Source organism: Pedobacter sp. 01N416, from assembly GCF_056399685.1.
In genome coordinates this window covers 1-8807 of record NZ_JBFTRT010000353.1, presented here as the reverse complement: position 1 = coordinate 8807, position 8807 = coordinate 1, and the positions used below count along the sequence as shown (strand labels likewise).

The following is an 8807-nucleotide window of genomic DNA, read 5'->3' as shown; positions in this document are numbered from 1 at the left end:
GAAGTGGCGAGTGGAATTTTGGATGATGAATGCCGCTATTTCAACAGAAGATTTTTTACCCGGATACAAAAACAAAGACCTTATATTATTTTAAAATGGGCCCAAACCGCAAATGGTTATTTCGCAACAAAGGATGGTCACCAGAAATGGATCAGCGGCGCTTTGGCCAAACGTTTGGCGCATCAATGGCGTAGCGAAGAAGATGCGATCCTGATCGGCAAGCAAACTGCCATTATGGATAATCCGCAATTAACCGCTCGGGAATGGACAGGCAAAAACCCAATCCGCCTGGTAATCGACAAGAACCTTCAGGTGCCAATAACGAACCATATCTTCAATGCAGCAGCCAAAACCATTATCTTTAATGAGGTTAAAACTGATGTTATAGAGAATATCCATTATATCCAGATGGAAGATATGCACTTTTATTTAGCCCAAAAAATCGCCTTTCAGCTTTACCTGATGGATATACAATCGGTAATCATTGAGGGCGGCGCCAATATTTTAAATCAATTTTTAAATACCAACCTATGGGATGAAGCACGTATTTTTACTTCATCTGCCAGCTGGAGCGATGGGGTTTCTTCTCCAAACATTAATGGAAATCTGCAGGAAACAGTTCAAATCGGAAATGACAAACTCTCTATCTATCTAAACGACATCAAATAAATGATCTACATTATTTTAAGCATTTGCTGTAGTGTTACCGTAGCCGTTTTATTAAAGCTGGCAAAACGGTACCAAATCAGTATTATTCAAGCCGTTACCATTAATTATTTTACTGCATTAAGCTTATGTTTTCTTTTTTTTAAGCCCGATGTTAAACTGATCACCTCTACCGCACCGTGGCCTATTTATATTGCCCTGGCTATTCTATTGCCGTCGATATTTTTATTCCTTGCGGCATCGGTAAAAAACCTTGGCATTGTTAAAACAGATATCGCACWACRTTTATCGCTATTTATCCCGATACTGGCGGCTTATTTTATTTTTAAAGAAGATTTTAATAACCTGAAAATTATTGGTCTGGCGATTGGTTTTGTGGCTATTTTTTTAACTTTTCTTCGGAAATCTGATCAGGAAGAAAGCAATAAAGGAAGCCTGCTCTACCCCATTATGGTTTTCGTCGGTTTTGGGGTAATCGACGTCCTTTTTAAACAAATTGCATTATATAAAGAATTGCCTTATACCACCTCGCTTTTTACTGTTTTTTGCCTGGCGTTTATTGTTTCATTGCTTATTGTAATTTCGATGGTAATGGCTGGCAAAATAAAAATACAACTGGTAAATGTGGTTTGCGGATTTATTTTAGGCTTCTTCAATTTTGGGAATATCCTTTTTTACATGAAAGCCCATAAAGCGCTGGCAGAAAATCCATCTACCGTGTTTGCAGCGATGAATTTAGGCGTAATCATAGTAGGCACCTTAATTGGTGTTATTGCTTTTAAAGAAAAGCTGAGCAAGTTAAATTACGCAGGCATCATCTTCGCTATTGCTGCTATTATTTTCATTACACTATCGCAAAATGCTGTTCGATGATTCTTATAAAACCATCGAAAGTGCCTCAGAGGGTATCTTTCGAGATAAAGGAAGCAAATTTATTGCATATGCCTATCCTATCCGTAGTGAAGTAGAATTAAAGCCGGTTATCACCAAACTTCGCGCAGAACATGTTAAGGCCAATCATTTTTGTTATGCATATCGTTTAACACCAGATCGATCTGTTTATCGAATGAATGATGATGGCGAACCTTCGGGTACCGCAGGCAGGCCTATTCTGAACTGTTTATTGTCAGAAGATATCACCAATACATTAATTGTTGTTGTACGTTATTTCGGTGGAACCTTACTGGGTGTTCCAGGTTTAATTAATGCATACAAAACAGCTAGTGTTGAGGCAATTAAAGCAGCTTCGGTTATCAGCAAAACCGTGAATGATGTTTATGAAGTGCATTTCGATTACCTTCAGATGAACGATGTAATGAAGTTGAGCAAAGAGGAGAACTTACAGATTTTGGCGCAACAGTTTGATACCAATTGCATATTGAAATTTGAAGTCAGAAAAGCACAACTCAACCAGGTTTTAAGTAAATTTGATAAAATTGAAGGTGTTAAATTAAAATACCTGCAAACCGTTTAATAACCACAGATTAAAAGGGTGAACACGGATGAAATCTGAGTGAATCATCGAAATCAGCGGGCAAAATAAACCAAATATGAAAATATCCGAAAGCGACTTAATCATCAATCCTGATGGGAGCATATACCACTTAAACCTTTTACCGGGTGATATTGCTGATACTGTAATTACCGTTGGCGATCCTGACCGCGTTGGCGAGGTAAGCAAATATTTCGACAAAATAGAATTTAAAAAAGGTAAACGCGAGTTTATCACCCACACTGGTTATTTAGGCAAAAAACGCGTTACCGTACTCTCAACAGGTATTGGTACCGATAACATTGATATTGTTTTTAATGAGTTAGATGCCCTGGTTAATGTTGATTTTGAAACCCGTGAAATTAAAAAAGAGCTTACTTCATTAAATATTATCAGAGTGGGTACCTCTGGTGCTGTTCAACCGGATATTCCGATGGGAACAATTTTAGCTTCTTCTTATGGCTTAGGGATGGATGCCTTAATGAATTATTACCTTCAAAAATTATCTGGTGATGAACAGATTTTAATGGATGATATCAAAGCACACTTTGGGCATCTTAAAAATATCAATCCTTATTTAACGGCAGCGAGTGAAACATTATTGAATACGATTGGAAAAGACATGGCGAAAGGCATAACCATTACGGCGCCTGGCTTTTATGCTCCACAGGGTAGAATTGTACGTGCTAAAAACGCGGTTCCCGATTTTATTGGCTTGATTAATAGCTTTAAAAGCAATCAGCACCGTATTACCAATCTGGAAATGGAAACCGCAGGGATTTATGCACTAGCCAAAGTTTTGGGTCATAACGCAATTTCAGTAAATGCCATTTTAGCCAGTCGTGTAAATTTCGAATTTAGCAAAGAACCAAACAAAATTGTAGCGCAAGCGATAAAAATGGTGCTTGAAAGAATTTAAATAAAAATCTATTGAATGTCAGATGGTAACATCTGACATTACAGAAATCGAAGCGTGGTAGATTCAAGGACGATCACAGACTAAGGAATCTGGATGTCAATCGCAGCAATAAAAAGACAGCTATATCATAAATATAGAATTGTCATCCTGAGCTTGTCGAAGGACATGCTTTAGATGTCTTACAAGGTGTTTCGACAGGCTCAACATGACAAATTCAAAGCAAATTACAATTTATGATACAGCCTCTTATACTTTTCGTATCTTCTCCTTCATCAGTTCATTGCCTTCAGCATCTAAATAAGTACAGGTCATTTCTTCGAGGTCGGTTACCCATTTCTCTACGCCCGCATCTGCGGCTTGCTTGCAAAAGGTAAAATAATCGGTTTCTCCCTGCTGATGTATTTTCAAAGCATGTGTTAACTTACCAGCAGACGCTTCATCATTTATAATCTCGATGGTGAACATAATCTATCTGTTTAATGAAACTTTGTAAATTGTAGTTTGCGTGTACAAATCATCCGGTCTTAAAATGGTACTAGGAAAAGTTGGAACATTAACCGCATTTGGGTGGTGTTGTGTTTCTACACAAAAGGCTCCATAACTGTCATAATCTTTTCCACCTTTACCGTTTTTTACTCCTAAATATTTCGCTGTGTACAAATGGGCTACCGGTTCTGTGGTGTATACGCTTAAAACTAAACCACTTTCTTCTTCAATTGTTTTACTGGCCAGCGATAAATCGCCATAGATCTTATCCAAAACGAAAGTTTGGTCGTATCCTTCATCTTCATTCCAATCCTGCCCTATTGCTTTAGATTTCGTAAAATCCAATGGTGTACCTTCCACAGGAATTAATGTACCTGTTACCGAATAATTATCATCTTGCTCCAAATAATTTGAAGCGAAAATCTGTTGCTTATGGTTTTTGATGTTTCCACCCTCAGGCGCCAGGTTAAAATAACTATGGTGCGTTAAGTTAATGGCTGTAGCTTTATCTGTTTCGGCTTCATAACTTAAAATCAATTCATCATTTTCAGTCAGTTCGAAAGTTAAATCAATAACCAGGTTTCCAGGGAAATTTTCCTCTCCGTCTACACTTTCATATTGCAGGGTAACTGAAGGTTGAGGCCCATCATTAATTTCAACAATATCCCAAACTTTTTTATCAAAGCCTACTATACCACCATGCAGGGTATCGGTACCGGCATTTTGTGCCAGCTGATAGGTTTCATCATCAATAACGAGTCTTCCATTTTTTATGCGGTTGGCATATCGGCCAACAATAGCGCCAAAATAAGGATAGTTTGCCAAATAAGCAGGATCAAGGTATTCTTCAAAAGTATCGAAACCAAGAACGATATCCTGTTTTTCGCCTTTAGCATTCTTAACTACAAATTTGTTGATAATGGTGCCATAATTGAATATTTTGACATAAGTGCCTTTACTGTTGGTTAGTTCGATTGCGATAACTTCTTCGCCATCAATAATTTTTCCGGTAGGTATTTGCTGAACGCTCATAAATTGTAACTTAGGGCTTTTGTTTCCTAAACAAACATACTATTATTAATGCTTTTTATAAATATATTTTAGCCAAATGAACATTAACCTTGAGGAAAAATTTGCCGAGCAATACCATAAAAAAGCTGATGCCGTTTATTTTACCCCCGGGCGTGTTAACCTGATAGGCGAACACATCGATTATAATGGCGGTTTGGTTATGCCCTGTGCCATTACCTTGGGAACCTGGGTAGCCATTTCCTCAAATAACGATCATAAATTCAGGTTTAAAAGCTTAAACTTCGAAGTTCAAACTGAGGTAACAAGTAATACCACAAACGATAAAGATGGCAGCTTATGGGCCAATTACCCTATAGGTGTGATCAACGAATTTATTAATGATGGAAAAGAAATTAATGGCGTGGATTTTCTGTTTTATGGAAATATTCCAATCGGATCTGGTCTCTCCTCTTCAGCTTCTATAGAAATTGCCACTGCTTATGCTTTAAATACTTATTTTAATCTTGGTTATGATCAACTGGAACTGGTTAAAATCGCCAAACGCGTTGAGAATGATTTTATAGGCTTAAATTCTGGTATTATGGATCAGTTTGCAGTTGTTTTTGGCGAAAAAAACAAAGCGATTGTTTTAGACTGTGAGACCTTAAAATACAAAATGGTTGATGTTGACCTGGGCAATTATGTTTTGGCCATCATCAATACCAATAAACCAAGAGAATTAGCAGATTCTAAATACAACGAACGTGTAGCAGAATGCCAAACTGCACTGAAATTGCTGAACCAGGAAATAACACTTCATTATCTTTGCGAATTAACCGCTGAGAAATTTGCATTACACAGCCATTTAATAACAGATGAAACTATTTTAAACCGTACAACACATGTGGTCAAAGAAAATGATCGGGTTCATTTAGCGGCTAAAGCCTTAAACGGCGGAAACCTGGAAGAATTTGGCCGCTTGATGTATGCCTCGCACGAATCATTAAAAACATTATATGAAGTAAGCGGAAAAGAATTGGATACAGTAGTAGATTTTTGCACAGATTATGAGCATGTTATAGGTGCCCGTATGACCGGTGCTGGATTTGGCGGATGTGCAATAGCTTTGTTGGAGAAAGGCTTTGAAGAAGACTTTGCAAAACATTTAACCGATTATTACGTAGATAAAATTGGCTATCCCGCTGCGATTTACATTAGCGAAATTGGCTATGGGCCAATTAGATTATAAAATATTAACCACAGATTTGCACAGATAACCACAGATTTTGGTTAGAAAAATTTGCATTCTGTTTTTCATCAAGGTTAAACTTAATAAAAATATAGTAGACAAAAAACTGGGCTATCAGTTGATAATTATTTAGTTACGAACAAAAAAATATACCATCTGTGTTCATCCTGTTTATCTGTGGTAAAACATTAAATGTTAATGAGAAAATTAAAATTAGACGAGCTTAATCGTCCGGATATTGAAGCGTTTAAAGCACAGGAAAAATTACCTGTTGTGGTGGTGTTGGATAATGTGCGCAGTATGCACAACGTAGGTTCTATATTCCGCACAGCCGACGGATTTGCATTGGAAAAAGTTATCCTTTGTGGCATAACGGCTCAACCACCGCACCGCGAAATTGAGAAAACAGCGCTAGGCGCTACACAATCTGTAGATTGGATTCATTATACCGATACCTTACAGGCAGTTGATGCCTTAAGGGCCTTGGGTTATGAGATCATTGCAATAGAACAAGCCGAAAACAGTACCATGCTGAACACTTTCCAGCCCGATCAGAATAAAAAATATGCACTGATTTTTGGAAACGAGGTTGATGGTGTGAGCGACGAAGTGATGGCAAAAATTGATGAATGTATCGAAATTCCTCAATTTGGAACCAAACATTCCTTTAACATCGTAATCTCTGCCGGTATTGTTTTTTGGGATTTCTTCGCTAAATTAAGGTTGTAATCCATCTATTTTTTAACCACAAAGAACACAATGTTGATCAGACTTATAAAATGGAAAATTTATTATTAAAAAAACTTCAGGTTAAACCTAACTACACTGTTAGGGTAATAAATGCACCCGAGGATGCGCTTATCATTTTTGGTGAGGTCGATCCATATATCGCTATAAAATATACTGAAGAAGTTTATTTTAATGTATTAATCATTTTTACCACGAGCACAGATCAACTTAACCAGCAAATTGAAAGTAATATTTGCCATATTGATGCAAAAACTACTTTTTGGGTATTCTATCCCAAAAAATCTTCAAAAATCAAATCCGATCTTGATCTGATGAAAAGCTGGCAAGAGCTTAAAAAGTTTGGTTTAACACCCTGTGCTTCGGTTGCAGTAAACGAAACCTGGACTGCCCTGCGTTTAAAATTCATTACTGAAGTAAAGCCATCGGGCTTGAGAAATGATCATATTAAGACCAACGAATTTGGCGGATATATAGATCCAGTGAACAGAACTGTTAAACTCCCTGAAGATTTAAAAACCCTTTTAGAAAGCCATCCTAAAGCATTAGATTACTTTAACCAACTCGCTTACTCCCACAGGAAAGAATACGTACTTTGGCTTTTATCTGCGAAACAGGAAAAGACGCGTACAAACAGGCTCGAAAAAACACTGGAGATGTTACTGAACAATAAGAAAAATCCGTCAGACAAGTAGAATTTAAACTACTACACAAAGGTTCTTTTTAATTTTTTGTATAGAATACTATACAAAAATCAACGTGATTTCAGTTACGTAGTAATATTTTTGTGGAATTTATTTACCCTCCTAATCTTCTGATAACATGCTATTTGTAAGAAAAATAATGCTTTTGGCAGGGTTTTTTCTTAGTCCATGCAAAACAGTATGATGCAAAAACTGTTAAGAGACTAATATTTACAAAATAGAAAAACATGAATACAAGAATTACTAAATCAACAATGTTGATTGCTTTATTAGGTTTATCATCACAATTATTTGCACAGGAAACGCCAACCAGCACAAGCGCTGCAGGCCGTTTCTCTCCTACTCAATTCCGTACCTGGTCTATTGGTGTTCATGGAGGTTTATTAACCCCGAGAACTATTTTTGGCAATTCGAACCATCAATTTGAAACTCCGGTTGAGCACATCGGTTACGGTGGTTACATTAAAAAACAAATTTTACCTTCTTTAGGCATTCAAGCCGATTTCCTGGGCGGTAAAGTTGAAGAATTGAGATTGGCCAATGGAGTTGACGCAAATGGAAATACTACTTATGCTGCAAACACAGGTTATAAAACCAATATCCAATGGTCGGGTGCTTTATCTGCAGTTTGGAATGTAGCAAACATTAACATCAACCAAGAAAATGCAGTACTTATCCCTTATTTAAAAGCTGGTGCTGGTTATATGTCGTCAGGCGCTACCACAACTCCTAATACCAATGATGCCGGTTCTTACAGAGAAGGTTGGTTTGTACCAGTTGGTGCTGGTTTAAAACTAGGTGTAGCTAAAGGTATTAATGTTGATTTAGGTTACGATGTTAACTTTGTTAAATCGGCTAAATTTGATGGATTTAATGGTCCTACAAACGATAGGTTTGCTTATGCACACGCTGGTTTAGAGTTTGCCATTGGAGATAAATCAAAACCTCAGTTACAAAACTATAGCTCATTGGCCAATTTAAACAAGCAAACTGCTGAGGAAAGTGCTGAATTAAGAAGAGCATTATCAACCGCTGAGCAAAATGCACAACGCGATAGAGAGCAGTATGCTAAAGATCTAGGCGATGATGATAATGATGGTGTAGCAAACAAATTCGACAAATGCCCTGGCACTGCATCGGGTACTGTTGTTGATGGCTCTGGTTGTCCGATCAAAGTTCAACGTGAAGTAATTAAAGAAACCAGAGTAATTACTGAAGCTGACCGTAAAGTTGTTAAAGATGCGATTTCTAACTTAGAGTTCGATTTAGGTAAATCAACTATCCGTTCTAAATCATTTGCTACTTTAAATCGTGTTGCTGGTTTATTGGTTGAGAAAAACTTCAGCTTAAAATTAGCTGGTCATACTGATAATACCGGCGGTAGAGAATTAAACTTACGTTTATCTAAAGACAGAGCAGAATCGGTAAAAGCTTATTTAGTATCTCAAGGTGCAAATGCATCAAGAATTGAAGCTACAGGTTACGGACCTGACCAACCAATTGCAACAAACAAAACTGCAGCTGGCCGTCAAC

At 37.3% G+C, this 8807-nt stretch carries 10 protein-coding genes; 8 read left to right on the top strand and 2 right to left on the bottom strand.

Going from position 1 to position 8807, the window contains the following annotated elements; translation table 11 throughout:
• The 4 genes from AC1DND_RS18500 to AC1DND_RS18485 all read left to right on the top strand — a co-directional run.
• Positions 1–669 (top strand): RibD family protein (locus AC1DND_RS18500; protein WP_477583860.1); only part of this gene is annotated, 669 nt, incomplete at its 5' end.
• On the top strand, positions 670–1539 hold the full coding sequence (locus AC1DND_RS18495) for an EamA family transporter (RefSeq protein ID WP_477583858.1): 870 nt from the start codon (positions 670–672) through the stop codon (positions 1537–1539).
• Positions 1526–2140, top strand: a complete 615-nt coding sequence (locus tag AC1DND_RS18490) for an IMPACT family protein (protein ID WP_477583857.1) — start codon at positions 1526–1528, stop codon at positions 2138–2140. The genes AC1DND_RS18495 and AC1DND_RS18490 overlap by 14 nt, the downstream gene beginning before the upstream one ends.
• A gap of 76 nt (positions 2141–2216) precedes the next feature.
• Positions 2217–3077, top strand: a complete 861-nt coding sequence (locus AC1DND_RS18485) for a nucleoside phosphorylase (protein WP_477583855.1) — start codon at positions 2217–2219, stop codon at positions 3075–3077.
• Between the two features lie 246 nt (positions 3078–3323).
• Here AC1DND_RS18485 and AC1DND_RS18480 read toward each other — a convergent pair whose 3' ends face one another.
• Positions 3324–3542: a DUF1398 family protein gene (locus AC1DND_RS18480; RefSeq protein ID WP_477583853.1), complete on the bottom strand. Its 219-nt coding sequence runs from the start codon at positions 3540–3542 to the stop codon at positions 3324–3326.
• A gap of 3 nt (positions 3543–3545) precedes the next feature.
• Complete coding sequence (locus AC1DND_RS18475) at positions 3546–4595, bottom strand: aldose epimerase family protein (RefSeq protein WP_029274395.1); 1050 nt, start codon at positions 4593–4595, stop codon at positions 3546–3548.
• Positions 4596–4671: 76 nt separating this feature from the next.
• Here AC1DND_RS18475 and AC1DND_RS18470 point away from each other — a divergent pair, with 76 nt between their 5' ends.
• From AC1DND_RS18470 to AC1DND_RS18455, 4 genes are all read left to right on the top strand, one after another.
• Positions 4672–5823 (top strand): galactokinase, encoded by a 1152-nt coding sequence (locus tag AC1DND_RS18470; RefSeq protein ID WP_477583851.1) that lies wholly within the window; start codon positions 4672–4674, stop codon positions 5821–5823.
• A 198-nt stretch (positions 5824–6021) separates the two neighbouring features.
• Positions 6022–6552: an RNA methyltransferase gene (locus AC1DND_RS18465; protein WP_477583849.1), complete on the top strand. Its 531-nt coding sequence runs from the start codon at positions 6022–6024 to the stop codon at positions 6550–6552.
• A gap of 50 nt (positions 6553–6602) precedes the next feature.
• Positions 6603–7265: a YdeI/OmpD-associated family protein gene (locus AC1DND_RS18460; protein WP_477583848.1), complete on the top strand. Its 663-nt coding sequence runs from the start codon at positions 6603–6605 to the stop codon at positions 7263–7265.
• A 236-nt stretch (positions 7266–7501) separates the two neighbouring features.
• A partial coding sequence (locus AC1DND_RS18455; RefSeq protein WP_477583846.1) for an OmpA family protein occupies positions 7502–8807 on the top strand: 1306 nt, incomplete at its 3' end.

Excerpts from the sequence above, each read along its gene's own strand:
- AC1DND_RS18465 (WP_477583849.1), top strand. The coding sequence starts at position 6,022 with ATGAGAAAATTAAAATTAGACGAGCTTAATCGTCCGGATATTGAAGCG.
- AC1DND_RS18470 (WP_477583851.1), top strand. The coding sequence starts at position 4,672 with ATGAACATTAACCTTGAGGAAAAATTTGCCGAGCAATACCATAAAAAA.
- AC1DND_RS18480 (WP_477583853.1), bottom strand. The coding sequence starts at position 3,542 with ATGTTCACCATCGAGATTATAAATGATGAAGCGTCTGCTGGTAAGTTA.
- AC1DND_RS18485 (WP_477583855.1), top strand. The coding sequence starts at position 2,217 with ATGAAAATATCCGAAAGCGACTTAATCATCAATCCTGATGGGAGCATA.
- AC1DND_RS18460 (WP_477583848.1), top strand. The coding sequence starts at position 6,603 with ATGGAAAATTTATTATTAAAAAAACTTCAGGTTAAACCTAACTACACT.
- AC1DND_RS18490 (WP_477583857.1), top strand. The coding sequence starts at position 1,526 with ATGCTGTTCGATGATTCTTATAAAACCATCGAAAGTGCCTCAGAGGGT.
- AC1DND_RS18475 (WP_029274395.1), bottom strand. The coding sequence starts at position 4,595 with ATGAGCGTTCAGCAAATACCTACCGGAAAAATTATTGATGGCGAAGAA.